Below are 26,636 nucleotides of genomic sequence, written 5' to 3'. Positions count from 1 at the left end.
TTAGAATGCCAAATAAAACGATGTCTTTTTATTTGCTTACTAACAATTTTTAAAGTCTCAAAGTTTTTATTTTCCTCAAATACATTGCAAAATAGCCCCTTAATGCTTGCTTTTTGCTACTTTAAGAGATGTTAGGTGGAAATATTATAATACTTTTGTCGTTTTTGGAGTTTTACTCTTGAACATTTGCTTATTTGCTCAATATTAATCTTTTTAACTTATAATACCAATTCAAAGATGATTTTATTGCGGTTAAGATTATTTTGTCTATCTTTGCGACATGAACGAGAATTTAAACATATTATATAAGGAGCGAATTGCAGAACTGGCGCAAAGCATCGGCAATTTGCGTGCGAAAAGTCGTGCGTTTGTAATGGCAGAAGTGCTGTCGTTTGCCGTTGCCATTGGTTTCGTGGTGCTTTTCACGGTTCTTGCCGATGCTTCGTGGACATTGGGAATAGCGTTATGTGTGCTATTCCTTTATTTTTATATTCGGAATTTAGATACAAAGAACGACAGAAAAATTGCCGATGCGTCGGCATTAAAGCTCGTTTACGAAAAGGAAGTAGCCTATCAGACGGGCGATTATACTAAGTTCGATGCCGGCGAACGCTATGTTCTGCCTACGCACCCGTTCACTTTCGACCTTGACATATTCGGGCAAGGTTCGCTTTTCCGGCGCATCAACCGCACCATTTCTTCGGGCGGAAGCGACTATTTAGCCGAAAGCCTGTCGGGAAAGTGGGAATCTTTGCCTGCTACGAAACTCTTAAAGCACATTGAACAACGTGTGGAAGCCATCGGCGAACTCGCCAAGAACGAGCCTTTCCTATCGCAGTTCAAGGCGCAGGGAGTAGAAAAGCCGATAGATACGGCTGCCGTAAGAGAGGCTTTCAGCAGCATTCACGCATTGCGAATACCGTCTTATTTCGCCAATCCTACCTTCCGAATACTTATTTATGCCAATCTTGTAGGCTTTTACCTCAGCATTTTCCTCTCTATCGGCAACTTTGTGCCTGCGTTTCTTCCGCTTTGGTGGGGCATTTTCAACTTTTTCCTTGCCATGTTCTGCAGTCATAAGTACATAAAATTGGTGAACGAAGCCATCTCTAAACTGAAAGACCAAGTGCGCGGCTACGTTAATATGGCGTCGCTCATAGAAAAACAGTCGTTCGAAGCTGCCCATTTATGCGAACTGAAAGCACGTTTGTCGGGCGCAATGGCATCGTTCGGACAGTTGGAGCGTATCTTGCAAAAGATAGACAATAGGAGCAACGAAATCGGTATCGTACTTTTCAACTGCTTTGGTCTGTTAGACATCACCATCGTTCGACACTTTCTGCGTTGGCAACGCACCTACAAGCCTATTACCGACCAATGGATTGGCGCATCGAGCGTATTCGATGCACTTGTGTCGATGGCGACTTTCCGTCTCAACGAAGACAAGGCGCAAGAGGCTACGGTAGTCGGCGACAACGAAGTGAGCTACAAGGCACGCAGCATTTATCACCCTTTCTTGGGCGAAAAGGCTGTGCGCAACAACTTCGACATACACAACCACGAGTATTATATCGTAACGGGGGCAAACATGGCGGGCAAGAGCACCTTCCTGAGAACGCTGGGCGTGAACTACATTCTTGCCATGAACGGACTGCCTGTGTTTGCCGAAGAGATGCACGTTTCGGTGTTCCGCCTTTTCACCAATATGCGTACAACCGACGACCTTACGCACGGCATCAGCTATTTCAATGCCGAATTGCTCCGACTAAAGCAACTTATTGCGAGTTTAGACCCGAATGTACCGAGCTTAATCATACTCGACGAAATTCTGAAAGGTACAAACTCGTTGGACAAGCTCAACGGTTCGCGCCTCTTCTTAGAGTATATTTCCGAACGAAACGTTACGGGCGTCATTGCCACACACGATTTGGAGCTATCGAAACTCGAAGACGAGAACCCGCAACGCTTCCACAACTATTCGTTTGAAATAGAACTTGGCACCGATGTTACCTATACATATAAAATAGGTAGAGGCGTTGCACGAAACCAAAACGCAACGTTCTTGCTGAAGCGGATACTCGTCTGACGCCTTCTCCAACTTTGCTTTCTCAAGAAATAAAAAGCACGACAAGCCCCTCGAAAATACCTTATTCCTTTGACGCAGAGCCGTTATATTGCAGAGAAAACGCTTGCCGAAGAAATTATTTACACGTAAAGAAATATTTATTTACGTGTATGGAAATTATTATTTACGTGTAGAAAAATATTTATTTACACGTAAATAATTTGGCTGCGCTTCGCAAACAAAAGGAAACGCAATATCATTTCTTCCGCTTCATAAGTCTTTTCTGTTATAATCGCTGCCTTTGTTTCCCATCATTATGGCAAGCCAAAGAACAGCTTTGTATTGGCAATAAGATTCAAGAAAACCCTATTTAACAATCAAACAAGTTAATTTTCCAACATTTTTTAGTACCTTTGAACCCAATTTAGAAGGATAATAATATGAGTAACAACTTATTAAAAGGTAAAAGGGGCATCATTTTCGGTGCATTAAACGAGCAGTCAATTGCATGGAAAGTTGCAGAAAGAGCAGTAGAGGAAGGAGCAACGATAACACTTTCAAACACTCCGGTAGCCGTGAGAATGGGCACAGTGAGCGCATTGGCTGAGAAATTGAATTGTGAAGTAATTGCAGCAGATGCAACAAGTGTAGAGGATTTAGAGAATGTTTTTAAGCGTTCGATGGAAGTTTTAGGTGGAAAGATTGACTTTGTATTGCACTCTATCGGTATGTCGCCAAACGTTCGCAAGCATCGTACATACGACGACTTGGACTATAACATGCTTGGCACAACGCTCGATATTTCGGCAATGTCGTTCCACAAAATGATTCAAAGTGCGAAAAAGCTCGATGCTATCAACGAGTACGGCTCTATATTGGCTTTGTCGTACATTGCTGCGCAGCGTACATTCTTCGGCTACAACGATATGGCTGATGCCAAAGCACTCTTGGAAAGCATTGCGCGCAGCTTCGGTTATATCTACGGTCGCGAAAAGAACGTGCGTATCAACACCATCTCGCAATCGCCAACGATGACCACTGCCGGTCAGGGCGTGAAGGGTATGGACAAGTTGTACGACTTCGCCAACCGTATGTCGCCACTCGGTAACGCTTCTGCTGCCGAATGTGCCGACTATTGCATCGTTATGTTCTCCGACTTAACAAAGAAGGTTACCATGCAAAACCTCTATCACGACGGCGGTTTCTCTAACATCGGCATGAGCCTTCGCGCTATGTCTACCTATGAAAAGGGCATCGACGACGAATATAAAGACGAGAACGGAAAAATCATTTACGGATAATTTCCGTTTCTCAAAACACACCATTATAAATACAGGGCGGCACAATATGTGTCGTCCTGTATTGTTTTATCTTATAATACAACAACATTATTGCTTACAAATTATAACTTTCACGTCCCCATTACGTATTGAAAAGTATATTTTCAACATCTTTTCGCCTGATTGCTTGCTTTTATTTGCGCATTCTGCAAAGCGGAACTTATAAATTAAAAGTACGTCATCTTTTTGCTGTTCTCTTAATAAATAAGGTGTAAATAGAAGTGTAACCGAATGTTTTTGCCCTCATTATTGGCAAAAAACGAAGAGCAAACAAAAAAATTACAAGGTAAAAAGCACTTTTTGAGTATTAAATACTTGTTATATCATTTAATTGATGTAATTTTGTACCGCATTTAAGCAGCCTTATCTTAATAACCATAAAAAAAGAACTAAAAGGCGCATGCATACAAACAGAGAAAACAAAAAAGTATAAAAAACAATCTAACTTAAATCGAATTTAATTATGAATCAAGATTCTAAGAAAGTCAAACCATTCTCACCTGAAGGCATTAATCAAGGTCTTGCCAAAGTAGGAGAATTGTTAAAGACAAGAAAGTTTTGGGTAGAACTGGTTATTATGACCCTTGGTATGTTCGTTGCAGCCCTCGGTGTCTACTTCTTCCTTATCCCAAGTAAACTCATTGTTGGTTCTATTACCGGTCTTTCGCTGGTAATCTCCCAGCTTTTACCATTCATTTCGGTTGGTAATGTAATATTCATTATCAACGCTATCTTGTTAATATTGTCGTTCATTCTGATAGGAAACGAGTTTGGTGCAAAGACCGTTTACACCGCACTTATACTCGGTCCGATGATTGACTTCCTTGGAACAATCTTCCCAATGTCGGAATCTATGTTCACACAACATATTGCCGGAGGTGGTATAGTTACAAATCCATGGTTCGACTTGCTTTGTTTCGTGCTTATTTTAAGTGCTTCGCAAAGTATTCTTTTCAGCATCAACGCTTCTACGGGTGGGCTTGATATTCTTGCAAAGATTATCAATAAGTACACCGGCGTCAGCCTTGGCACATCGGTAACGTTTGCAGGTGGTGCTATCTGCTGTACTGCTTTTGCCATCAATCCTCCTTACCTCGTTATCATAGGTCTTATCGGTACATGGATGAACGGCCTCATCTTGAACCACTTTATGTTGGGTATGAACATGAAGAACCGCGTCTTTGTTATTTCAAAAGACTATGAACGCATTCAAGATTACGTTATCAACACGCTCCGTCGCGGTATTACCATGCACGAAGTAGTTGGCGGTTTCAGCCATCAGAAGAACGTACAGCTCGAAATTATCTTAACCAACGAGGAGTTATCAAACTTTATGGCGTTCCTTGCCAAGGAAGAAATCGATTCGTTCTGCACCACCGACACCGTCAGCGAAGTGCGTGGCTTGTGGAACAAGAAAAAACCGGAAAAAAGGATTAAATAGGTATATACTAAAACAGAAATAAAGAGACGGCATAACAAATATGCCGCCTCTTTACGATGTATAAAAGCACATTGATACTAAGTTTATTGATTATCTATCATGAAAATTAAAAGTATTATCGCATTATTACTATTGAGTTCGACAACCGTAATGGCGCAAGAAACCAAGCCCGTTAGCTTGCAGTTCGAGGCAAGAGCCGACTATCAACGCACAAACATTGATGGCAGGAAGATTAAAGAGGAAAGCGGATTCAGGGGAAATGTAGTAAACATCATCTTGAAAGGCGACATTTCGCCAAAATTCTCGTATGCTTTTCGCAACCGTCTGAACGGTATCAACAAGGATTACAACTTCTTCAACTCTACCGACTGGCTGTATTTGAAGTATAAACCCAATAAGAATGTAGCCGTTATTGCAGGTAAATACATTGTAATGGTGGCAGGCTACGAGCTGTTGCCGGCTCCTATCGACTGCTATTTCCTATCAGAGTTTTGCTACAACTTCCCTTGCTACCAATGGGGAGTAGTGGGCGAGTTCACAACCAATAGCGGAAACGATGCCTTCTCGGCACAGATTTGCCAAAGCCCGTACCAAAAAGGCTATGAAAACAAAGCCGGAAAAGCAGCAGAAATGTATGCTTACAACGTACTGTGGAACGGTCGCCACGGTTTTTGGGAAACCTATTGGTCGGCAAATATGCTGGAATATGCCCCTCATAAGTTCATCAACTACATTTCGTTGGGCAACAAATTCCACCTTGGCGATAATGTTCAAGTTGAGTTAGACTATTGGAACCGTGCCGCTTCAGGACAAGGTTTCATCGGCAAAGACTGTTCGGTTATCGGACAAGTATCTTACCAACCCACCGAGAAACTGAACGTTTTTGCAAAGGCAAGCTACGAAGTGAACCACGCAGGAACCGAGGCTGACGTTGCCGTTCAAGACGGAACAGAACTTACCCGCGTTGGTGGCGGTGTGGAATACTACCCTTTGAAGGAGAAGAATATCAGAATACACGGCTATTACAGCTACTCATTTGGCAAGAACGCCAACCCCGCCGGTGTGGTTCAAGACAAGATGTCGGAGCTTAACATAGGTGTAACTTGGCGTGGCAAAGTGCTTTAATATACCTTTGTAATTGCAGTTGAGCCGAACGGACTCATACGAAACAGAAGCGAACCGATGCTTGCAGTGAGCGTCGGTTCGCTTTTTTGCGTTCATTCACTGCCGATAAAAAGCCGGCAGTACTTCGGTGGCAACAACCGTACAACACAAGCCTTTCCAAACAGAAAAAACACTTTCTCTCCTTCCCTACTCCTCTCCGAAGTCTTCTGCTATGGTCGGAAATAACGCCATAAAAGTATAAATATTTTTCATAAGAGTAGCCTTTGCACAACCATCTCATTATCAAAGCATTGCAAAACATACGCTTTCGCAACGTCAAAACACAGTTACCGCTTTCCAATAGTCTTTTTCTTTACAAAACAGAGCGTAGTTTTGCTGAAATCAGACCGAAACAATAAAAAGAGATTTGCTTATCCGTTAAAGAAGAATATCAAAATATCCAACCATTCCAACTATACATTTGGCAATATACAAGTTGAAATATCTCGCCTTAATGAAGATGGCATTTTCTTCCCATAACCGATACGCAGCAATATTGTAGGGTGTTCTGTTGCTATTCCAAGTTCATTAGCAAGTTCTACAGATATACTCCTTTCTTCGTTAGGCTGATTTAAATAGGCGTTGGCTATTCCCATTTTGGTAGCACGAAGAAGTACACGCTCTAACGTCCTGCCTAAATTAATCCATTGCTCAATGGTATTATCCTTTGTGGTAAACAGAACAAAATGAGAAGATGAAGCTATCTTTTTTCTATCGCTTTTATTCTGTGTTTTCTCATTAATGGCTTTAGACATTACAAACTTAGCTATGAAAAACGGAACGTTCGGAGCCCCAAACACCGCATAACTTAATCCATCTCGCGTCGTGTTTTGGTGCTTCCTGTTATAACGCATCCACTGCTGAAGCTCTGCTTTGAACCGCTTGTCGTTCATCTGCAGGCTATTACCGGCATAAACCATCTCTGCAATGGCGTTATATTCAGCCGTACCTTTCTTATAAAAATGTATGCCGATAGCCGGTTCCACACTCAATTTCTGTAATACGGCAATACTGTCATCCGGTATCATCTTACCATTATAAACACTCCGATTGGTCTGTCTTACAGCGATTTGAGAAAACAAAAGAGAGTCAATATTCTCATTCCTGTCTTTAGAAAGCGTTACCCGAATAACCCCATCATCAGCAATCTCTACTTCACTCTTATACCCTTTCTGCTTGGCTGCAATGCAAAGATTTTCTGTAGCACAGCCAAGACTAACAAATAGTTCGCGATTATCAGCATCAACCGCAGGCAAAGCCTTTGCAAAATTGGGATAAATATCAATCCCGGACTCCTCTATCTTAAACAACCACGGCTGTGTGTTATGACCGGAAGGAGCCTTTGTTGCATACTCTATCATAAACTGATAATCACTATTTTGTGCTAATACGTTACTCATAGTTTCCATAAAAACAATTAATACTATAATTAATTTCTTCATTTCTCAATACTCTTCATCCATAAATCAATCATCAATCCTATACCGTCCATTATCTGTTTCCACCCTTCTTCGCTTTGCAAATCTATGCCATTATACGTAGAAGTCTGCTCTTCCATCAATACAAGATAACTGATTGAGGCTGAAAGAATAGCAGCAAGAGAAGCTACTTCTGCATTAGAACACCCTGTTAAACGAGCAACCATTTGGATTAAATCACAACCATTCCGTTCTCTTTTATCTCGAAGCGTGCGAATATTATCGTTATCTGCAGTGAGTTCCCATCTGCAAAGTCGCTTTAATATAATATCATTACGCATCTGTTTGATTTGTTCACGAAACATATTCTTGATATTTTCCCCAACATTGGCTCGCTTCAAGATAGTTGTGTCAGTATTTGCCCAATAATCTTTTTGCATCAAATAATGGGTTAATAGCTCATCTAAGCCACCAAAATACCTATAAATAAGCATCTTAGACACACCGGCCTCAGAAGCAATCGCATTAATACCAAGCTTTTCAAAACCTTGATTTTCAATGATACATTCAACAGCATCAACTATCTTTTCTTCTGTTAGTTCTCTATTCTTCATCTTGAATAATTACTTAATGTTACCAACAAGTAACCGCAAAGATAGGTTACTCATCGGTAACATTCATCAAAATAGATGATTTTATCCTATCTTTTTACATAGTTTAACTAATATAAAAGGGACTTTAACTTGAGTTCAGTATAAGAATTACGCCGGTATATTCTTATTAAGATACTTAAAGAAAGAACCGGTTACGACTTAATATGTTTATAATCAGAAAGAAGTGAAGTATCTTTGTCCTCAAATACTTACACCGAACTCATATTATTTATAAACGAAAAGAAGACTATAAAGACGTAAATATTTTTCGCAAGTGTAACTACAGCTTAATTCCTTATCCATCAACGCATTGCAAAAGCTATTGTTTCGCGTTCCAAAAGCGTAGCTTTTGCACGGTAAAAGCGGCTCTTTTGCATCGCAAAACCTACGCTTTCGCAACGTCAAAACACAGATACCGCTTTCCAATAGTCTTTTTCTTTACAAAACAGAACGTATTTTTGCTGAAATCAGACCGAAACAATAAAAAGAGATTTGCTCAGTATCGAATTTCCGCCAAATACCCATAAGGCTCGTAATAAGCAAAAAAGTAGTGAAATATTTTGGGCATTCACACCTTTTAATGTAACTTTGTAGCAATGAATACACAAAATTCACAGAACATAAAAATGAGCGAAAACATCATCATTGTCGATGGCGACTACATCGATAGCGTGGCGTTTAACCTCATTGTGAACTTCGAGCGAATGCTCAACAGGAAGATTTCGGCAGCCGACTTCAGTCAATGGATAGTGAATATTGCGCTTGACGGACGGTTGAAACCGGGCAACCACGAAACCCAAGTGGTGGTATTGCACGATAAGAACAAAGCCAAATTAGAGAACTTCGTACCTTCCGACTTTCAAAAAGAGCTTGACAAGCAGGCATTTACCGATGAGCGGTTGGGCGAATTCATTATCAATACCATTGCTACGGGCAGTGCACTGACGGAGAAAGACGATGTATTGCTCGACGTACTGCGCATTACGTTGAGCCACGACGAAGTTCGCCGTATCATGATAGTGCCGAATGCAGAAGACAGCAACATTTACAGTGTTATCCGCAACACGCTGAAAGATGTGGACGACGAGCAGAAACACATCACAATGTTTGCCATGATGCCAATGGAAGGAGGCAACTTCAAGCAACAAATATTGGGCTATTCGCTTATGAATGCCATGGGCATAACTTCGGAAGAAATAGATAAAAACATAGAATAAAGGAAATAAGAATATGGGAAAAGTACTTATGATTGGCGCAGGTGGCGTTGCCACGGTAGCCGCTTTTAAGATTGTTCAAAATCAGGAAGTGTTTACTGAGTTCATGATAGCAAGCCGCCGTAAAGAAAAATGCGACGAGTTGGTGAAAGCAATTCACGACAAAGGCTACAAAGCCGATATTAAAACAGCACAGGTAGATGCTGACGACGTAGAGCAATTAAAGGCACTTTTCAATTCGTTCAAGCCGGAACTGGTGGTAAACCTTGCGTTGCCATACCAAGACCTCACCATTATGGAGGCGTGTTTGGCGTGCGGTTGCAACTATTTGGATACGGCTAACTACGAGCCAAAGGACGAAGCACACTTCGAATACAGCTGGCAATGGGCTTACAAAGATAAATTTGAGAAGGCAGGACTCACTGCTATCCTTGGCTGCGGGTTCGACCCGGGTGTTTCGCAGGTATTCACTGCCTACGCAGCAAAGCACCATTTCGACGAAATTCACTACCTCGACATCGTGGATTGCAACGCAGGCAACCACCACAAAGCGTTTGCAACAAACTTCAATCCTGAAATAAACATTCGCGAAATCACCCAAAAGGGATTGTATTACGAAAATGGTGAATGGATAGAAACGGAACCGTTGAAGGTGCATCAGGACTTAACATACCCCAATATCGGTCCTCGCGACTCTTACTTAATGCACCATGAAGAGTTGGAATCGCTCGTTAAGAACTTCCCAACCATTAAGCGTGCACGCTTTTGGATGACTTTCGGACAGCAATACCTTACTTATTTGGATTGCATACAGAACCTTGGAATGAGCCGTATCGACGAAATTGAGTACGAAGCACCATTGGCTGACGGTTCTGGAAAGACTGCAAAGGTGAAGATTGTGCCGCTTCAGTTCCTCAAAGCCGTATTGCCCAATCCGCAAGACTTGGGCGAAAACTACGACGGAGAGACTTCAATCGGCTGCCGTATTCGCGGTATCAAGGACGGAAAAGAGCAGACTTACTACGTTTACAACAACTGTAAGCACCAAGAAGCATACGAAGAAACAGGCATGCAAGGCGTCAGCTATACAACAGGTGTGCCTGCAATGATTGGCGCAATGATGTTCTTCAAAGGTATTTGGCGTAAACCGGGCGTGTGGAACTTGGAAGATTTCGACCCGGACCCATTCATGGAACAACTCAACAAGCAAGGTTTGCCTTGGCACGAAGTGTTCGGTGGCGACTTGGAATTGTAGAATTAGGAACATCAGAAAGGCTGAAAAGTAGAACGATATGGCGTGTTCTTTAGATTTCATCGAGTTCGTTTGCAAGCAGATAGAACCTGTTGGAAACATCAGATACCGCAAAATGTTTGGCGAATACATGATATACGCCAACGAGAAACCTGTCATCATAGCTTGCGACAATATAGCTTTCGTGAAGCAACACAAGGCTATTGAGGCTTTAATGGTAGAAGCTGAAAAAGGTTTTCCATACGAAGGAGCAAAAGAACACTACATACTTGACGTTTCAAAAGCAGACCATGCTATAAAGGTTGTTGCTATTTTGGCAGAGGTGTTGCCTTATCCTAAAAAGCGAAAGAAGAAAGAGTGAGCAGCAAAGAATTGCGCAACAAAGAATGAACATACATAAACTTTTAAATGCATATCAGCGAATAAAAAGCCCGAAAGTGAAACTTTTGGGCATTTAAGCACTCCATATAAGCAGGCAAAGATACCTCAGTATCGACATCAAACCTGCAATAGAGCGCAACGTTCACTGATAAAGAGTTTAAAATACAATATAAAATAGATTAATTATTATATGGCAAAAGAAGAAATACAAAACGCTGCTGAAGGCAAACTGAAGGCTCTGCAAGCAGCGATGTCGAAGATAGAAAAAGACTTTGGTAAAGGTTCTATCATGCGTATGGGCGACGAGCAGATAGAAAACGTGGAAGTAATACCCAGCGGCAGCATAGGTCTTGATGTTGCTTTAGGCGTAGGTGGCTATCCCCGTGGACGCATTATAGAGATTTATGGACCCGAAAGCTCGGGTAAAACAACCCTCGCCATCCACGCCATTGCCGAAGCACAGAAGGCCGGTGGCATCGCTGCATTCATCGATGCGGAGCACGCTTTCGACCGTTTCTATGCACAAAAGTTAGGCGTAGACGTAGATAACTTGTGGATTTCGCAACCCGACAACGGCGAACAAGCGTTGGAAATAGCCGACCAACTTATTCGTTCTTCAGCCATCGACATTCTCGTTGTAGACTCTGTGGCTGCGCTTACACCTAAGAAAGAAATAGAAGGCGATATGGGAGATTCTAACGTTGGCTTGCAGGCGCGCCTTATGAGTCAGGCTCTGCGCAAGCTGACATCTACCATCAGCAAGACAAACACCTGCTGTATCTTCATCAATCAGTTGCGCGAAAAGATTGGTGTGATGTTCGGAAACCCCGAAACAACCACAGGTGGTAACGCTTTGAAGTTCTACAGTTCTGTGCGTTTGGACATTCGTCGCGTTACTTCCATCAAGGACGGCGACAATGTTATCGGCAACCAAGTTCGTGTTAAGGTTGTGAAAAACAAGGTTGCGCCTCCTTTCCGCAAGGTTGAATTCGACATTCTCTTCGGCGAAGGCATCTCTAAAGTAGGCGAAATACTCGACTTGGGGGTAGAATACAACATCATTCAGAAGAGCGGAAGCTGGTTCAGCTATGGCGGAACAAAGCTCGCACAAGGGCGTGATGCCACCAAGACCATGCTGAAAGACAATCCGGAACTTGTAGAAGAGATTACAGCACTGATACAACAAGCCATTACCGCAAAGCAAAACGCATAATGGCAACATCGAAACAGGGCGAAGAAAGCTGCTGAAAAGTGGGCTTACTTCGCCCTGCTTTCTGTTCAGAAAAGAAGAAAAGACAATGCAAAAAGACACAACCACCAACTTTGAAACCATCTTCAAAGACGACCTTTATCGGTATTTGCTATCACACAACGAGGTAGACGAGCGGTTGCCCGAAGCTCCCGACTTGGACGAACTATGGCAGAAAATAGCCGAAGCCTATATGCCTGACGCCATACGCGAGTTTCCCAACTATCCAACAGTTGCACTTGGGTGGATAATGTACGTCGGAATGGCAGTTGCAAAATACTGGGACGAGGATTGGGAACTATACAGCAAGGTAGAAAACCTGTATGCCTACCTGCGCGACCAAACCGATTTCGACCATACCGACGACTATATCCGCGAAAAGGTTTTGCTGCTAAATGCCGACGAAGCCAATGCCTTGGAGCGTCTTGTGGGCGAATGTGCCGCACGAACTTACAGCCGGTTGCGCCGTTTAAACATCGAGCCAAGCACCAAAGAATCTTATCGTGCGTTTGTTGAAGCACTCCATCAGCTTTATAATTTCGGTGTAGCCATAGAGTTGAAGCGGTTAGGCTACCATATGACGGCTATGTAACAAAAGAACCAAAACTACAATCATACCGGCTGAAATATGCAGCAAGCCAACGATGTAGTTTTGTTCTATTCTTCTTGAAACAATTCTATTAAAAAGTGATAACTGCGCTCTGACTTTTCAATAGCGTAGGTTTTGCGTTGCAAAACAGCCGCTTTCGGCTCGCAAAACCTACGCTTTTACCGTGCAAAACAACTGGTTTTACAAAGCGTCGATAATAAAGACGTTACACGATAGATGTTCTTACGCAGATTTTTTGCACCATTCTCCTACTTTTCCTGTGCTTTCAACAACATACGTTGCTGCATTTCAAACGTCAGCGAACAGCAATATTCTTTTTTATACAATACTTGCGCAAGAAGTCCTCGTACTGGTTTTTATAGCCGTTAAAGACATTTATATCAACATCGCCGTGTATGCCGCTGACCTTTCCATCGGGACTCAGCTGCCAGTAAGTCAGCTTCAATTCGGGCTTGTATTCGCCATAACGGGCTATCCACACAAAGTATTCGCCTTGCAAATCAACAGCCAACGGCAAGTATTTCTTTGTAAACATCTGGCTGATGTAAAGAATAGGGCGCACACCCGTGGCACGATGAACTGCAACAAGCCAATTGCGAACGTGCTTGAATAGCACTTCGGCACCGCCCATCTTCTCAATCTGCTCGTCGGAAGGTTCGACATCGAGCACTGCGGGTAGGTCGCCTTTGCTGAAAAGGCTATTCTTCAGGAAGTAGCGAGCCTGCTCTATGCCTGCCGAAGTGGTGGAAAAGAAATGGTATGTCCCCACCCTGATGCCGTGTTTGCGTGCCTGTGCATAGTCGTCCTTGTAGTATGGATTCAGCACCGTGCAACCTTCGGTAGACTTTATATATACAAACGCAATGGGATAATCCACCTTTCCGCGTATCTTCTTTGCACTTATCTTTCCCAAACCTATGATACGGAGTTTCTCCCAATCAATGGCGAACTTCTCTTTCTTCTTCTCGTGCTGGTGTTTGGATATGTCTATGCCATAAATACGCTCGTGGTGGTGGCTGATTCGTTCGCCTTTAAACACGCCATCTTTCCACTCTCCCACCTGTAAATATTCGTGTGGCGCAATGTAGAAGCCGAAACCGTTGGGCTTTCCGTCGTCCCAATGACCGTCGTAGAAGCTGCCATTGTTGCCAAAATGCTGCCCGTAGCCATTCGGTTTTCCTTGTTTCATTTCGCCTACATAGTAGCCCAACGAATCGGGAACACCCTTTTGAAACGGCTTGTTCAGTGCTACTTCCGTGCGCTGCGATACCTTTGCCAACTCTGCCTGTGCCCTTTCAGCACCCATTACGGCAATTGTGCCAATGGGTGTGAACTTGTTATGCGTCTGCAACAGCAGGTTTCCGCTGTCTTTGTATATGGCAATGCGTTTGCAAGCGGTCGTTTTCGCCGAACCATCGCGCAACACAGTGTAGCTATTGATTTGTTTTATACGCAGTTGGGCATCGGTTGGAATGCTCACCAGCACGCCAATGACCGTTCGGAGCGAGTCGCGTTGCCGCTCAAGATGTCGGTGATAGTCAGCCACCTTGTTATATCCGTAGTCGCTTACGTTGTGCACACGCATATAATAAGTTAGCTCGTTGTGCTGCGTTTGCAAGCCTGCCAGCTCGTCGTCGGCAGTTTTCAGCTTGTCGGCTAACAGCTTGTGCAAGGCATTGCTGTTGAGACTCAAGATTGTTGAGGGCTTATTCCCCCACTTTGTTACGATGCGTCCGAAGCAACTGGGCCAGATTGGAAAGGCATTTACCCAATAGCCACGTGTGCGAACTTTGCGTGTACGGATTAATTCTTTCTGTATAACACCGCCAACGAGTTTCGAGTCTTTATAATCGGTAAAGTAAACGGTGGGCTTTCCGTTCACCTCCAATTGGTAATAGGCTTGCTGCTCCACCACCACGGCACAATCTTCAATGTCTTTTTGCGAAGGCGGAAGAAGCCGATAGACAACGAAGATAAGCAAGAAAAGGGCAAAAGTAGCTCCACCGATGCAATATTGTCGTTTACTAAGATGCCAACGAGCCATTCTCAATTTGCTTTTTCGTATTGGTTGAAATATCTTTTTATGGAGCTACTGTCTACATTTTAAAATAAGAAACAGCTGACGAGCGACAGCAATGGGAGTGTTCCTTGCTTTAAAAAGATGCGCCACCCTGCACTATATCCACCGTATGCAGCTACCCCAACACAATAGATAAGGAGAAAAACAACACACCGGCGGTCGGGAAAAACATAGAGTGCAGCCAACAGCAACAACCCAATAAGCCCATTGTAAACGCCTTGATTTTGGAAAAGACGGGCGAGCGAAGGTTGGCTAAGTTCCTCTTTGGTCAAGCCAAACACCTCTGATGTCCGTTTAGATGTGGTCGCAAAAGTTTCAAGATACATGATATAAAGAAACTCCAACGCCACGAATGTTGCTGAAACGATGGTTACGATGTGCATCTTTTCGCTGATTTTATGAAGTTAGTTATTAATCGTGAACGACTGTTCGCCTTCTGTTGTATGGAAAATAACGGTGATTTCTTCTTGCGGGAACGCATTCAAGTCCAAGTTATACTCTTTTGTCGGTTCGGCAATCGTAATGTCCTTAATATTCTTTCCTGCTGCATTCTGCACCGAAATCTTCACGATGGGTTCGTTGGAAGTAGCTGTCAGCATTCCTTTATCGCTTATCTGCACGCCTACTTTCAGCGTTTTGCGGTCGATGGTCTGCTTCGTTATCGAGGTCGTTCTGCGAACTTCGGGAAGTTCGAAGCCTATTCCTTGCAAGGCTTTGATAGCAAATTTGCGCCCAAGACCTTCAAATCCCTCTTTAGAATAATAGATTTTGTTGTCTGCCAATGGGCAATTTGCCGACGAAACAACAAACGAATATTGCAAAGCACCGTGCATTTTGCCATAGGTTTCGTTGGCAGCAGCGTACTTTCCGCCATATTCGGCATGGCCTACTTCGCCTATCAGCAACGGAACTTTTGTAGAATCGAGCGACAAATCGGCAAGTATATCATAATAAAGCCTCCTCACACGCTTCAGCCACGCTTCGTTATAGTTGTCGATACCGTCTTGTTGGAGCAATATTCCTTTCACGACGCCCTTGCTTTGGGCACTGCGTGCCATGCTGATAAGGCTGCCGTAAGGGTTGTTATCGTACTTTTCCAAAGCCTTCCTGTTGTTTTCGTCGGTTACTTTCGATACGTAGCTGCGATAGTTTTGCTTATCGAAAGCAATGATAGGGCTTACCGGCAACGTTACGGTAACGAAACCTACGCGCTTTCCTTTCGCAACTTCGCTTATTGCTTTGCTGAACGAATCGAGCAAGAAACCATCAGTATTTGTTCCCGTATCGGCTTTGCCGAGCATATCTTCTTGCCCGATAGCAAGATAAATCCAATAGTTTTGTCTTGCGCATTCATTGAAATGCCCATTATAAACAAGACCAGTGAAACGATAATCCTTCTCATTTTCTGTTTTATTTAAGGTGTTTTTAGTTTTCTCTAATTAAGTGGAAAAGAAAGGCGGAAACCTCTTCAAGGGGCTTCCGCCGTTTGTATTGATTACTGCCAAGGATTAATCGAGGTTAGCCAACTTGTTGTCTGAACCAAGAACGTCCTTAATCTTTTCAGCATAGAGTTCGGTCATATACTCGCGAGCCTTGCCGCAATACTGGCGTGGGTCGAAGTATTCAGGGTGCAATGCCAATGTTTCGCGAACACCTGCGGTGAATGCAAGACGAGAGTCAGAGTCGATATTAATCTTACATACGGCACTCTTGGTAGCCTTGCGGAGCTGTTCTTCAGGAATGCCCACTGCGTTTGGCAATGCGCCACCGTACTTATTAATCATATCAACATACTTTTGCGGCACTGAAGACGAGCCGTGAAGCACGATTGGGAAGCCCGGAAGTTCTTTCTCTACTGCTTCCAACACATCGAATGCCAATGGAGGAGGAACCAAGCGGCCGGTCTTTGGGTCACGTGTACACTGCTCCGGCTTAAACTTGTAAGCACCGTGCGAAGTGCCAATAGAGATTGCCAACGAGTCGCAACCTGTGCGCTTGGCAAAGTCTACCACTTCTTCCGGACGTGTGTAGTGCGACTCTTCAGCAACAACGTCGTCTTCAACGCCTGCCAAAACGCCGAGTTCGCCTTCTACTGTTACATCGAACCGGTGTGCATAGTCTACAACCTGCTTTGTCAAAGCTATATTTTCCTCATAAGGAAGTGCAGAACCGTCAATCATTACTGATGAGAAACCGAAGTCTACACAGCTCTTACATAGCTCGAAGCTGTCGCCGTGGTCGAGGTGCAGCACAATTTCAGGGTGCTTGCAGCCTAACTCTTTTACATATTCAACAGCACCTTCTGCCAAGTAACGAAGCAATGTCTGGTTGGCATAATTGCGCGCTCCCTTTGAAACCTGAATGATTACAGGCGACTTTGTTTGCACACAAGCTGTAACAATTGCTTGGAGTTGTTCCAAATTATTAAAGTTAAATGCCGGTACTGCCCACCCTCCGTCGATGGCTCTCTTAAACATCTCGCGTGTGTTTACGAGACCTAAGTCTTTATAATTTACTGCCATAATATTACTATGTATTTAAAATGTGAATACTGAATACTAACTAATTATCTGCAAATATAACCTTTTATTTTGTGAACACCAAACCTTATGAGAAGATAAATCGGTATGATTGTTAAATTATACGTATTTCTTGATTTAAGCGAAGAATTATCGCAAAAAACCAATAGAAAGTTCTACACACAGTAAATCCCTTGCAATACTTATTCTTACAAGGGATTTCCATTATACATTTACTGCTCGTTGAAGTTTCATCTTATTCCTTTCTACAAACGCAAATACATTCTGACGGAATAAAAGAAATTTCCTTTTTGGAGATTAGACAAACCTTTTAGAGCCTGCTCCGGTCCTCCAACACACCTTATTATATAAGCGAAAAAAAGGCTATAAAAGTGTAAATATTTATCGCAAAGATATAAAACGTATAACCATTTTATTATCAAACGCGTTGCAAAACCTATTGTTTTGCATTGCGAAAGCGGCTGTTTTACACGGTAAAAGCGTAGGTTTTACGATGCAAAACCTACGCTTTCGCAACGCAAAAACGAAATTATCATCTTGCGTTAGAATTATCTTTACAAAGTCAAGGTGGTTTCTGCATCTTTCGCAAACAAAAAAATGGGGAAATCATTCCCCAACTTAGCTTCTACCGAAGTAAAAATATGGCAAGGCAAATGCTACTCGCTAAGACGCTTAAAGGCTTTCGGCAGATAGTCGATAATGTCGCCGGCGATAAGGCTTTCCTTACCTAAATCGTTTGCAGCAAGGTCGCCCGCCAAGCCGTGCAGGTACATTCCGACGGCACAAGCATCTGCATGGTTGTAGCCACGAGCCAACAAAGCCGTTATGATACCTGTGAGCACGTCTCCACTACCCGCTGTTGCCATACCGCTATTGCCCGTAGGATTGAAGAGAATATTGCCATTTGGCAAGCAAAGTGCACTGTTGTGCCCTTTCAACAGTATATATGCGGTGAGGCTTTGCGCCAAGGCTTGCGCTTGCTCCAAGCGTTCGTAGTCGCCTGTGGAAGGCGTTCCGTTCAGTCGGTCGAACTCTGCTGCGTGCGGCGTCATGATGATATTCTTCGGCAACTGCTGCAGCCACGCACGATGAGAAGCCAACATATTCAGTGCATCGGCATCGGCAACGACGGGGCACTGTGCTCTGCGGATTTGCGAAATCATAGCAATGGCTGTGTTTTCCTGCTGCCCCAAGCCCGGACCGATGCCCAATGCGTCGAAGTCTTCTACGTTTACGGCTTCCGAGAAGTAAGTTTCCTCGTGGTCTATCTGCATTACGGCTTCCGGAACAGCAGTCTGCATAATGTCGTAGTTCTTTTTTGGTGTGTGCACGGTTACCTTTCCTGCACCCGAACGCAAACACGCACGCGTTGCAAGCACTGCCGCACCTGCCATTCCGTAGCTTCCTGCTATGAGCAAAGCATTGCCCATAGTGCCTTTATGGACGAAATCGTCGCGCTTAAGCAACTTTGCCCGCACTTCGTTTTCCTCTAAAATGGCGTATTGTGCGCCTGTTTTGCTGATAAATTCCCTACTCAATCGTATGTCGAGCACCTTTACACGCCCAAGGAACTGTTGCGATTCGCCAAGCAGGAACGAAAGTTTCTTCTGGTGTAACGTCAGCGTCAGGTCGGCTTGGATAATGTTTGCACGCACATTACGCGAGTTATCTTCTGCCAAAAGCCCCGAAGGCACGTCGATACTGACCACTTTCGACGGACTTTGATTGATGTATTTCACAAGCGAAGCAAAGCCTCCTGCAAGAGGTTTGTTCAGTCCGATGCCGAACAAACCGTCTATTACCAAGGTTTCGGCAGTAAGTTCGGGTGGGTCGAACGACACGTTTACTTCCGTGAAATCCTTGAAATGCTTTGTATCTATCAGCCTGCTTTTGTTCAAAGCACAGTTCTCTGACAAACGGTTGGAGATATTAAACAACACCACCTTTACCTGATAGCCTTCGGCAAAGAGCAAACGTGCCACTGCCAAGGCATCGCCACCATTGTTTCCGGCCCCTGCAAAGACCACTATGGGAGTATTGTTGCTCCATTCTTCCATAATGGCATGGGTCAGTGCTTTGGCTGCCCGCTCCATCAAATCTATCGATCTTATGGGTTCATGTTCTATCGTGTATTGGTCAAGCTCGTGTATCTGAGCACTTGTAAATATCTTCATAATAGTGGCAAATTTACAAAATAAATGCTAATCCTATGAGTTTGTTTGGTTTAATTTTCGTAATTTTGCGCAAAATAACCGATTTTGCACAATGAGTCGCATAACAATTAAAGATAAAACATTCGAGACTTCAATCCCGGAAGCAGTAATTCTTGAGAAGGTGGAACGTGTCGCTGAAAGGCTGAACAAGGACATGGCAGGCAAGACTCCCTTATTTCTTGCAGTCCTCAACGGGTCGTTCATGTATGCTGCAGACTTGATGAAGTTTATTGATATACCTTGCGAAATAAGCTTTGTAAAGGTTGCTTCTTATGCAGGAACTGAGTCGTCGGGAAAGATTACCGAAATTATTGGCTTGAACGAAGATATTTCCGGACGCGAAGTAGTAATCGTAGAAGACATCGTAGATACGGGCAGAACTATGGAACGCATGCTCGAAACACTGCGCAAGAAGAACCCTGCACATATCCATATCAGTACGTTGCTGCTGAAACCGGGCAAGTTGGAAGCGGCTTTAAATATAGAATATGCTGCAATGGAAATACCTAACGACTTCATTGTGGGCTACGGTTTGGACTACGATCAGCAAGGACGAAATCTAAGAGACATATATACTTTAGTACAAGAATAATGAAAAATATCGTAATTTTCGGTGCTCCCGGTGCAGGAAAAGGCACACAGAGCGACAAAATGATTGAGAAGTACGGCTTCGGACACATCTCTACGGGCGATGTATTGCGTGCCGAAATCAAGAACGGTACAGAACTTGGCAAAACCGCCAAAGGCTATATCGACAATGGTCAGCTTATCCCTGACGAACTCATGATTGACATTCTTGCCGGCGTCTACGACAGTTTCGGCAAGGAACACAAAGGTGTTATCTTCGACGGCTTCCCCCGTACAATCCCACAAGCTGATGCTTTGAAGGCTATGCTTGCAGAACGTGGACACAAGATTGCAGCCATGATAGAGCTTTTTGTGCCGGAAGACGAGCTTATGAAGCGTCTGCTGCTCCGCGGAGAGCAAAGCGGACGTTCCGACGACAACGAAGAAACTATCAAGAAGCGTCTGAATGTGTACCACACACAGACCTCTCCGCTCATCGATTGGTACGAAAAAGAGGGCATTCACCACCACGTTGAAGGTCTTGGAACTATCGACGACATCTTCGGTCGCATCGAAACTGTTATCGACGCACTATAATATAAAAAGGTGATAGGCAACGGGAAGTATCGCCATACGCATACTTTTACCCGCTGCCTATCATCTTTTTTGTTCCATAAAACTTCTTTTTTATTCAATAAAACTGCGCCACTTATTGGCTTTTTTATGATTATTCATTGGTAAAACTCCACCCATTCATTATTTAAACTCCCCATCAAGCTATGGCAGAAACAAACTTTGTAGACTACGTTAAGATATATTGCCGTTCCGGAAAGGGCGGTAAGGGTTCTATGCACTTGCGCCACGTGAAGTATAATCCTAACGGCGGACCTGATGGAGGAGACGGCGGAAAGGGCGGAAGCATTATTCTGCGTGGCAACCACAACTACTGGACACTGCTCCACCTGCGCTATCAACGCCACATTTTCGCCGAACACGGAGGCAACGGAGGGCGCGACAAGTGCCACGGAAGCGACGGTAAGGACGTTTATATCGATGTTCCGTGCGGCACAGTGGTCTACAATGCCGAGACAGGAAAGTTTGTTTGCGACATCTCGTACGACGGTCAGGAAGTGGTATTGCTGAAAGGCGGTCGTGGCGGATTGGGCAATTTCCAGTTCCGTACTGCCACCAACCAAGCTCCACGCTATGCACAACCGGGCGAACCGTTGCAGGAAATGACCATCATTCTCGAACTTAAGCTCTTGGCTGACGTAGGTTTGGTAGGCTTTCCCAACGCCGGCAAGTCTACATTACTGTCGTCGTTGTCGAGCGCAAAGCCCAAAATCGCTAACTATCCCTTCACTACAATGGAGCCATCGTTGGGCATTGTGAGCTATCGCGACCACCAAAGCTTCGTCATGGCAGATATTCCGGGTATCATCGAAGGAGCAAGCGAAGGCAAAGGACTGGGGTTGCGCTTCCTCCGACATATAGAACGCAACTCGCTTTTATTGTTTATGGTGCCCGGAGATACCGACGATATAAAGAAGGAATACGAGATTTTGCTCAACGAACTCCGCCAATTCAACCCCGAAATGCTCAGCAAACACAGAGTATTGGCTGTTACAAAGAGCGACTTATTAGACGATGAACTGATAGAAATGCTAAAGGAAACACTGCCCACCGACCTGCCTGTGGTGTTTATTTCAGCAGTGGTCGGCAGCGGAATTGACGAACTGAAAGACTTGCTGTGGAAGGAACTCAACTCGGAAAGCAACAAGTTGAACGACATTGTAGCTGAAGACACGCTTGTGCATCGCGATAAAGACATGGCTCGCTTCGAGGCAGAGATGCACGAAGAGGGTGCTGATGTGGAAGACGCAGAGCTTTACGACGAGGAAAACTTCGATGGAATAGACGAACTTGAGGACTTTGAATACATCGATGACTAAGCCCGAACTGCATTATTACGCACTTTCCGACAACGTTGTAGCGTTCTCTTCCACCCGCCACGGCGGTGTTAGCAAAGGCAATTACGCCGCATTCAACATCAATCGCTATTGCAATGACGTGCCCGAAAACATAGAAGAAAACCGAAAAGCCTTAGCCAACAGCTTGGGAATAGCGGTTAGCAGGCTCATCGTTCCGCACCAAATACACAGCGACAACTCGCGTTTGATAGCCGGTGAATACTTCAACTTGCCCGAAAACATTCGCCATCAAATCATTGAAGGCGTCGATGCGGTAATGACAAACGAGCCGAATGTGTGCATCGGAGTGTCTACCGCCGACTGCATTCCCGTGCTTCTTTACGACACCGAGCACCATGCTGCCGCTGCCGTACACGCCGGTTGGCGTGGCACAGCGAAGCATATTGTGTTGAAAACCATTAAGGAGATGGGCACAGTCTTCCACACCGACCCACAAAAACTTAAGGCTGTAATTGGTCCCGGTATATCATTGGAGAACTTTGAAGTGGGCGACGAAGTTTACGAACACTTTGCCAATGCCCATTTCGATATGGAACAAATTGCCAAACGCTATCGTGCCATGCAGCCAAAAGAGGGCGAACAGCCTTTGAAATGGCACTTAGACCTTAAACTTGCCAACCGTATGGATATGGAAACAATGGGCGTTTTGCCTGAAAACATTATAGACGAAGGCATTTGTACCTACGATAGCACGACCGATTACTTCTCTGCACGCAAGCTTGGCATCGACTCCGGACGCATCTATAACGGCATTATGTTGAAGTAATTAGGGTTTTCTCACCCTCTTTGTTCTGATCTATAGGATTTGCCACAAATATAAAATCATCTTCCTCCGGGCAGACATTTCTCTATCATACTTGCTCTCGGAACTACTTAAAAAAACATTACAGAAAAATCTCTGCTTTTCTTTTGCTTTCCAAAACCTACGGTTTGGTGCGGTAAAAGCATAGGTTTTGGAAAGCAAAACAGCCGCTTTTGGAACGCAAAACAACAGGTTTTGAGAGACAAAAGCGTAGTTATTAATTATCAATTACTTACGAACGTTGCGATAATAACGTCTTTTGTAACGTTTTTTTTAATGGTTTTGCCGACAAGTTCTATTATATAATATATAAGGTATAGGCACACATGGCTTACACCAAACCACCCAACTGAGTTTTTAAATCTTTGAGTTGGTCGCGTACCGACATCAGTGCTTCAAGCACTTTTTGGCTCTTATCGGCACCGCTGCGGTTCTCTTGCAACATCTTTCTTGCTGCGGCAATCTTAAATCCACGCACTTTCACAAGATTGTAGATAATCTTTATCTGCTCAATATCCTTGTCGGTATATTGGCGAACACGATTACCGGTGGTCTTCGGACGAAGATGTGGGAACTCTGTTTCCCAATAACGGAGCAAACTTTCCGATACGTCCATCATCTGTGCCACCTCTTTTATGGAATAATATAGTTTGCGTGAATTATCTGCCATAGTTCAATCAATTTACAATTCACTTGCAAAAATAGTGAAAAGTCAGTATCTTTGCAACACTTTTGAATGAATTTTATAAAATTAAGAGTATGAAAATGATGACAGCAAATGAAATCCGCGACTCGTTCAAGAACTTTTTCGAGTCGAAAGGACACGTCATCGTACCGTCCGCACCTATGGTTATAAAGGACGACCCTACGCTGATGTTCACCAACGCTGGTATGAACCAGTGGAAAGACATAATTCTTGGCACGAAAGAACCGGAACCACGACGCCGTGCCGACTCGCAGAAATGCCTGCGCGTGAGTGGCAAGCACAACGACTTAGAAGAGGTTGGACACGACACTTACCACCATACGATGTTCGAAATGCTTGGCAACTGGAGCTTTGGCGACTACTTTAAGGAAAGTGCCATCGACTATGCGTGGGAATATTTGGTTGATGTTTTGAAGCTGAACCCTGCCGATTTGTATGTTACCGTGTTTGAAGGCAGCCCTTCAGAGGGTATCCCACGCGACGACGAAGCTGCACAATACTGGAGCAAACATTTGCCGGCAGACCACATTATCGACGGAAACAAGCACGACAACTTCTGGGAAATGGGCGAAACAGGGCCCTGCGGACCTTGCTCGGAGATACATATAGACTCTCGTAGCGATGAAGAAAAGGCGCAAATACCCGGCCGTGAACTTGTAAACAAAGACAATCCGCAGGTTATTGAAATATGGAACATCGTCTTTATGCAGTTCCAACGCAAGTCAGACGGCTCGCTCGAACCTTTGGCAATGAACGTTATCGATACGGGTATGGGCTTCGAACGCCTTGTACGCATGCTGCAAGGAAAGAACTCGAACTACGATACCGACATCTTCCAACCTGTTATTAAGGAAATAGAACGTTTGAGCGGAAAGAAGTACGGCTTTACTACTCCATCGGGAAAAAACGGAGAAGCAAAGAACGAACAAGAGAAAATAGACATTGCCATGCGCGTTGTAGCCGACCACATGCGTGCCGTTGCATTCTCAATCGCCGACAGTCAGTTGCCCGGCAATGCGAAAGCGGGTTATGTTATCCGCCGTATCTTGCGCCGTGCCGTGCGTTATGCCTACACCTTCTTAGACCAAAAGGAGGCGTTTATCTATAAGTTGCTCAACACGTTTATCCGCGAAATGGGCGATGCCTACCCTGAATTGCCGGCTCAACGCGAACTTATTGCGCGTGTTATCAAGGAAGAAGAAGACTCGTTCCTGCGCACTTTGGAGAAGGGTATCAACCTTTTAACCAACGCAATGGACGAAATGAAGGCGCAAGGAAAGACCGAACTCAACGGCAAAGAGGCATTCCGCCTGTTCGATACCTACGGCTTCCCACTCGACCTCACCGAACTGATTTGCCGTGAACACGGCTTCAGCGTCGATGAAAAACAGTTCGAGGAGGAAATGGCACTGCAAAAGGCACGTGCCCGCAATGCTGCCGTTGTTGAAAACGGCGACTGGGTGGTGCTGAAAGAGGGCGAACAAGAGTTCGTCGGCTACGACTATACCGAATACGGATGCCGCATTCTGCGTTACAGAAAGGTAACACAGAAGAAGAATACTTTCTTTGAGTTGGTGTTAGACCACACGCCTTTTTACGGCGAAATGGGCGGACAAGTTGGCGACCAAGGCGTTTTGGTGAACGAAGAAGAAACCATCGACATCGTTGATACTAAGCGCGAGAACAATCAAAGCATACATATCGTGAAGCAACTGCCCAAGAACGTTGAGGCAGACTTCATGGCTTGCGTCGATACCGACAAGCGCGATGCTTCGGCAGCCAACCATACGGCAACCCACTTGTTGGATTATGCACTGAAACAAGTGTTGGGCGAGCACTGCGAACAAAAGTTCGTATGTCAGTGCAGACACTTTGCGTTTCGATTTCTCGCACTTCCAGAAAGTAACCGACGAAGAATTGCGACAGGTAGAACGCATTGTGAACGACATGATACGTCAGGACTTGCCTCGTGGAGAGTATCGCGACACGCCATTGGAGGAAGCAAAGAAGATGGGTGCAGTGGCTTTGTTCGGCGAAAAGTATGGCGACAAGGTGCGTGTCATCAGCTTTGGTCCTTCGTGCGAGTTCTGCGGCGGTATCCACGCTACTTCTACGGGGCGCATCGGCTTCTTCAAGATAATCAGCGAAAGTAGTGTTGCTGCAGGCATTCGCCGCGTAGAGGCTCTCACGGGGAAGAATTGCGAAGAAGCAATCTATACTCTTGAAGACACCATACGCAATTTAAAGGCGATGTTCAACAATGCGAAAGACTTGAGAGATGTTGTAAAAAAATACATTCAAGAGCACGACGCAATGAAAAAGGAAATGGAAAGCTTCCGCCAACAAAACGTTAGCCGCTTTACAAACCGCTTGGTGGAACGTGCAGAAACCATAAATGGCATCACAGTGGTGAAAGGTGTGCTGCCTATTCAACCTGCTTCGGCGAAAGACATCGTATTCAAGGTGCGCGAAGCCTTTCCCGAAAAGCTCGTCTGCGTATTGGGTTCAACCCACGAAAACAAACCTTTGCTCTCTATCATGTTGAGCGATGATATGGTGAAAGACCACGAAATGGACGCAGGAAGAATTATCCGCGAAGCTGCAAAGCTCATCAAAGGCGGCGGTGGAGGGCAACCCCACTACGCACAAGCAGGCGGTAAGGACGTTGAAGGTGTAACCGCTGCAGTAGACAAAGCCATTGAACTGGCAAACCTGTAATAAGGGTTCAACCCGGCACAGCTGCCAAAATACATTATAAAACAAGGAGGGTATGCAGAAAATCTCATCTGCATACCCTCCTTTCTTTATCTACCAAAACCACAGCCACGACCTTGCACGGCTGCATTCCTACGCCAGTTCGGGATAAGTTTATTATGCAAATAGTTCTAACTGCCTTGATTTTTCTACATATACTGGCAGTGCCTCGGGCTTATTCTCATAAAAGCAATAC

Annotated in this window: 22 protein-coding genes and 1 pseudogene; 15 read left to right on the top strand and 8 right to left on the bottom strand. The window is 44.4% G+C overall.

What is annotated here, in order from left to right; all coding sequences use genetic code 11:
• Positions 1 to 280 precede the first annotated feature (280 nt).
• The 4 genes from JCM15124_RS07680 (at position 281) to JCM15124_RS07665 (ending at position 5,971) form a co-directional block, all read left to right on the top strand.
• Positions 281 to 2,086 carry a MutS-related protein gene (locus JCM15124_RS07680; protein WP_024998956.1) on the top strand — a complete coding sequence of 602 codons (1,806 nt, stop codon included), beginning with the start codon at positions 281 to 283 and terminating at the stop codon, positions 2,084 to 2,086.
• A 419-nt stretch (positions 2,087 to 2,505) separates the two neighbouring features.
• Positions 2,506 to 3,366, top strand: coding sequence for an enoyl-ACP reductase FabI (locus tag JCM15124_RS07675; protein ID WP_024998955.1), 861 nt, complete (start codon positions 2,506 to 2,508; stop codon positions 3,364 to 3,366).
• Positions 3,367 to 3,868: 502 nt separating this feature from the next.
• Positions 3,869 to 4,846, top strand: a complete 978-nt coding sequence (locus JCM15124_RS07670; RefSeq protein WP_024998954.1) for a YitT family protein — start codon at positions 3,869 to 3,871, stop codon at positions 4,844 to 4,846.
• Positions 4,847 to 4,945: 99 nt separating this feature from the next.
• Positions 4,946 to 5,971: a porin gene (locus tag JCM15124_RS07665; protein ID WP_024998953.1), complete on the top strand. Its 1,026-nt coding sequence runs from the start codon at positions 4,946 to 4,948 to the stop codon at positions 5,969 to 5,971.
• Positions 5,972 to 6,423: 452 nt separating this feature from the next.
• Here JCM15124_RS07665 and JCM15124_RS07660 read toward each other — a convergent pair whose 3' ends face one another.
• Together JCM15124_RS07660 and JCM15124_RS07655 are read right to left on the bottom strand one after the other, a co-directional pair.
• Positions 6,424 to 7,452, bottom strand: a complete 1,029-nt coding sequence (locus JCM15124_RS07660; protein ID WP_024998952.1) for an Acg family FMN-binding oxidoreductase — start codon at positions 7,450 to 7,452, stop codon at positions 6,424 to 6,426.
• Positions 7,449 to 8,042, bottom strand: a complete 594-nt coding sequence (locus JCM15124_RS07655; protein WP_024998951.1) for a TetR/AcrR family transcriptional regulator — start codon at positions 8,040 to 8,042, stop codon at positions 7,449 to 7,451. The genes JCM15124_RS07660 and JCM15124_RS07655 overlap by 4 nt, the downstream gene beginning before the upstream one ends.
• 635 nt (positions 8,043 to 8,677) lie before the next feature.
• On the opposite strand from JCM15124_RS07655, the gene JCM15124_RS07650 reads away from it, so the two are divergent.
• The 5 genes from JCM15124_RS07650 (at position 8,678) to JCM15124_RS07630 (ending at position 12,769) form a co-directional block, all read left to right on the top strand.
• Positions 8,678 to 9,298, top strand: coding sequence for a DUF6621 family protein (locus JCM15124_RS07650; protein WP_024998950.1), 621 nt, complete (start codon positions 8,678 to 8,680; stop codon positions 9,296 to 9,298).
• A gap of 13 nt (positions 9,299 to 9,311) precedes the next feature.
• A complete protein-coding gene (locus JCM15124_RS07645) occupies positions 9,312 to 10,550 on the top strand; it encodes a saccharopine dehydrogenase family protein (RefSeq protein WP_024998949.1) in 1,239 nt (412 codons plus the stop codon).
• Between the two features lie 37 nt (positions 10,551 to 10,587).
• The gene (locus JCM15124_RS07640; protein ID WP_024998948.1) at positions 10,588 to 10,908 is read left to right on the top strand and encodes a TfoX/Sxy family protein; all 321 of its coding nucleotides are present in this window, start codon (positions 10,588 to 10,590) and stop codon (positions 10,906 to 10,908) included.
• A gap of 210 nt (positions 10,909 to 11,118) precedes the next feature.
• Positions 11,119 to 12,141, top strand: a complete 1,023-nt coding sequence (gene recA / locus JCM15124_RS07635; RefSeq protein WP_024998947.1) for a recombinase RecA — start codon at positions 11,119 to 11,121, stop codon at positions 12,139 to 12,141.
• Between the two features lie 85 nt (positions 12,142 to 12,226).
• Complete coding sequence (locus JCM15124_RS07630; protein ID WP_024998946.1) at positions 12,227 to 12,769, top strand: hypothetical protein; 543 nt, start codon at positions 12,227 to 12,229, stop codon at positions 12,767 to 12,769.
• Positions 12,770 to 13,082: 313 nt separating this feature from the next.
• On the opposite strand, the gene JCM15124_RS07625 is transcribed toward JCM15124_RS07630, so the two are convergent.
• The 4 genes from JCM15124_RS07625 to JCM15124_RS07610 form a co-directional block, all read right to left on the bottom strand.
• On the bottom strand, positions 13,083 to 14,831 hold the full coding sequence (locus JCM15124_RS07625; protein WP_024998945.1) for a GH25 family lysozyme: 1,749 nt from the start codon (positions 14,829 to 14,831) through the stop codon (positions 13,083 to 13,085).
• Positions 14,832 to 14,890: 59 nt separating this feature from the next.
• Positions 14,891 to 15,250: a DUF1304 domain-containing protein gene (locus JCM15124_RS07620; protein ID WP_024998944.1), complete on the bottom strand. Its 360-nt coding sequence runs from the start codon at positions 15,248 to 15,250 to the stop codon at positions 14,891 to 14,893.
• A gap of 21 nt (positions 15,251 to 15,271) precedes the next feature.
• Positions 15,272 to 16,168 (bottom strand): sialate O-acetylesterase, encoded by an 897-nt coding sequence (locus JCM15124_RS13740; protein ID WP_232220126.1) that lies wholly within the window; start codon positions 16,166 to 16,168, stop codon positions 15,272 to 15,274.
• 207 nt (positions 16,169 to 16,375) lie between these two features.
• Entirely contained in the window at positions 16,376 to 17,389 is a 1,014-nt protein-coding gene (locus JCM15124_RS07610) for a class II fructose-bisphosphate aldolase (protein WP_024998943.1), read from the bottom strand.
• 421 nt (positions 17,390 to 17,810) lie between these two features.
• Between JCM15124_RS07610 and JCM15124_RS16595 the strand changes: the two genes are divergently transcribed.
• Positions 17,811 to 18,029 (top strand): hypothetical protein, encoded by a 219-nt coding sequence (locus JCM15124_RS16595; RefSeq protein WP_084608959.1) that lies wholly within the window; start codon positions 17,811 to 17,813, stop codon positions 18,027 to 18,029.
• A 34-nt stretch (positions 18,030 to 18,063) separates the two neighbouring features.
• Here the strand turns inward: JCM15124_RS16595 and JCM15124_RS07605 are convergent, their stop codons facing one another.
• Entirely contained in the window at positions 18,064 to 19,581 is a 1,518-nt protein-coding gene (locus tag JCM15124_RS07605; protein WP_024998942.1) for a bifunctional ADP-dependent NAD(P)H-hydrate dehydratase/NAD(P)H-hydrate epimerase, read from the bottom strand.
• 91 nt (positions 19,582 to 19,672) lie between these two features.
• Between JCM15124_RS07605 and hpt the strand changes: the two genes are divergently transcribed.
• From hpt to pgeF, 4 genes are all read left to right on the top strand, one after another.
• Complete coding sequence (hpt, locus tag JCM15124_RS07600; RefSeq protein ID WP_024998941.1) at positions 19,673 to 20,212, top strand: hypoxanthine phosphoribosyltransferase; 540 nt, start codon at positions 19,673 to 19,675, stop codon at positions 20,210 to 20,212.
• Positions 20,212 to 20,784, top strand: coding sequence for an adenylate kinase (locus JCM15124_RS07595; RefSeq protein ID WP_024998940.1), 573 nt, complete (start codon positions 20,212 to 20,214; stop codon positions 20,782 to 20,784). Before hpt ends, JCM15124_RS07595 begins: the two co-directional genes overlap by 1 nt.
• Positions 20,785 to 20,966: 182 nt before the next feature.
• Complete coding sequence (gene obgE, locus JCM15124_RS07590) at positions 20,967 to 22,139, top strand: GTPase ObgE (protein WP_024998939.1); 1,173 nt, start codon at positions 20,967 to 20,969, stop codon at positions 22,137 to 22,139.
• On the top strand, positions 22,132 to 22,944 hold the full coding sequence (pgeF, locus tag JCM15124_RS07585) for a peptidoglycan editing factor PgeF (protein WP_024998938.1): 813 nt from the start codon (positions 22,132 to 22,134) through the stop codon (positions 22,942 to 22,944). Before obgE ends, pgeF begins: the two co-directional genes overlap by 8 nt.
• Before the next feature lie 367 nt (positions 22,945 to 23,311).
• On the opposite strand, the gene JCM15124_RS07580 is transcribed toward pgeF, so the two are convergent.
• Positions 23,312 to 23,650: a MerR family transcriptional regulator gene (locus JCM15124_RS07580; RefSeq protein WP_024998937.1), complete on the bottom strand. Its 339-nt coding sequence runs from the start codon at positions 23,648 to 23,650 to the stop codon at positions 23,312 to 23,314.
• A gap of 95 nt (positions 23,651 to 23,745) precedes the next feature.
• Between JCM15124_RS07580 and alaS the strand changes: the two are divergent.
• Positions 23,746 to 26,404 (top strand): annotated as a pseudogene (alaS, locus tag JCM15124_RS13735) (alanine--tRNA ligase).
• Positions 26,405 to 26,636 lie beyond the last annotated feature (232 nt).

Source organism: Prevotella falsenii DSM 22864 = JCM 15124, from assembly GCF_000613945.1.
Lineage (GTDB): Bacteria > Bacteroidota > Bacteroidia > Bacteroidales > Bacteroidaceae > Prevotella > Prevotella falsenii.
The sequence above is the reverse complement of the archived record's forward strand: the minus strand, read 5'-3'. Positions and strand labels throughout refer to the sequence as shown.

What these genes read in the sequence shown, in the direction of transcription:
- JCM15124_RS07665 (WP_024998953.1), top strand. Translation starts at nt 4,946, where the DNA reads ATGAAAATTAAAAGTATTATCGCATTATTACTATTGAGTTCGACAACC.
- JCM15124_RS13740 (WP_232220126.1), bottom strand. Translation starts at nt 16,168, where the DNA reads ATGCTCGGCAAAGCCGATACGGGAACAAATACTGATGGTTTCTTGCTC.
- JCM15124_RS07630 (WP_024998946.1), top strand. Translation starts at nt 12,227, where the DNA reads ATGCAAAAAGACACAACCACCAACTTTGAAACCATCTTCAAAGACGAC.
- JCM15124_RS07650 (WP_024998950.1), top strand. Translation starts at nt 8,678, where the DNA reads ATGAATACACAAAATTCACAGAACATAAAAATGAGCGAAAACATCATC.
- JCM15124_RS07625 (WP_024998945.1), bottom strand. Translation starts at nt 14,831, where the DNA reads ATGGCTCGTTGGCATCTTAGTAAACGACAATATTGCATCGGTGGAGCT.
- JCM15124_RS07620 (WP_024998944.1), bottom strand. Translation starts at nt 15,250, where the DNA reads ATGCACATCGTAACCATCGTTTCAGCAACATTCGTGGCGTTGGAGTTT.
- JCM15124_RS07595 (WP_024998940.1), top strand. Translation starts at nt 20,212, where the DNA reads ATGAAAAATATCGTAATTTTCGGTGCTCCCGGTGCAGGAAAAGGCACA.
- recA (WP_024998947.1), top strand. Translation starts at nt 11,119, where the DNA reads ATGGCAAAAGAAGAAATACAAAACGCTGCTGAAGGCAAACTGAAGGCT.
- JCM15124_RS07670 (WP_024998954.1), top strand. Translation starts at nt 3,869, where the DNA reads ATGAATCAAGATTCTAAGAAAGTCAAACCATTCTCACCTGAAGGCATT.
- JCM15124_RS07645 (WP_024998949.1), top strand. Translation starts at nt 9,312, where the DNA reads ATGGGAAAAGTACTTATGATTGGCGCAGGTGGCGTTGCCACGGTAGCC.
- JCM15124_RS07610 (WP_024998943.1), bottom strand. Translation starts at nt 17,389, where the DNA reads ATGGCAGTAAATTATAAAGACTTAGGTCTCGTAAACACACGCGAGATG.
- JCM15124_RS07580 (WP_024998937.1), bottom strand. Translation starts at nt 23,650, where the DNA reads ATGGCAGATAATTCACGCAAACTATATTATTCCATAAAAGAGGTGGCA.
- JCM15124_RS07640 (WP_024998948.1), top strand. Translation starts at nt 10,588, where the DNA reads ATGGCGTGTTCTTTAGATTTCATCGAGTTCGTTTGCAAGCAGATAGAA.
- JCM15124_RS07675 (WP_024998955.1), top strand. Translation starts at nt 2,506, where the DNA reads ATGAGTAACAACTTATTAAAAGGTAAAAGGGGCATCATTTTCGGTGCA.
- obgE (WP_024998939.1), top strand. Translation starts at nt 20,967, where the DNA reads ATGGCAGAAACAAACTTTGTAGACTACGTTAAGATATATTGCCGTTCC.
- JCM15124_RS07605 (WP_024998942.1), bottom strand. Translation starts at nt 19,581, where the DNA reads ATGAAGATATTTACAAGTGCTCAGATACACGAGCTTGACCAATACACG.
- pgeF (WP_024998938.1), top strand. Translation starts at nt 22,132, where the DNA reads ATGACTAAGCCCGAACTGCATTATTACGCACTTTCCGACAACGTTGTA.
- JCM15124_RS07655 (WP_024998951.1), bottom strand. Translation starts at nt 8,042, where the DNA reads ATGAAGAATAGAGAACTAACAGAAGAAAAGATAGTTGATGCTGTTGAA.
- JCM15124_RS07680 (WP_024998956.1), top strand. Translation starts at nt 281, where the DNA reads ATGAACGAGAATTTAAACATATTATATAAGGAGCGAATTGCAGAACTG.
- JCM15124_RS07660 (WP_024998952.1), bottom strand. Translation starts at nt 7,452, where the DNA reads ATGAAGAAATTAATTATAGTATTAATTGTTTTTATGGAAACTATGAGT.
- hpt (WP_024998941.1), top strand. Translation starts at nt 19,673, where the DNA reads ATGAGTCGCATAACAATTAAAGATAAAACATTCGAGACTTCAATCCCG.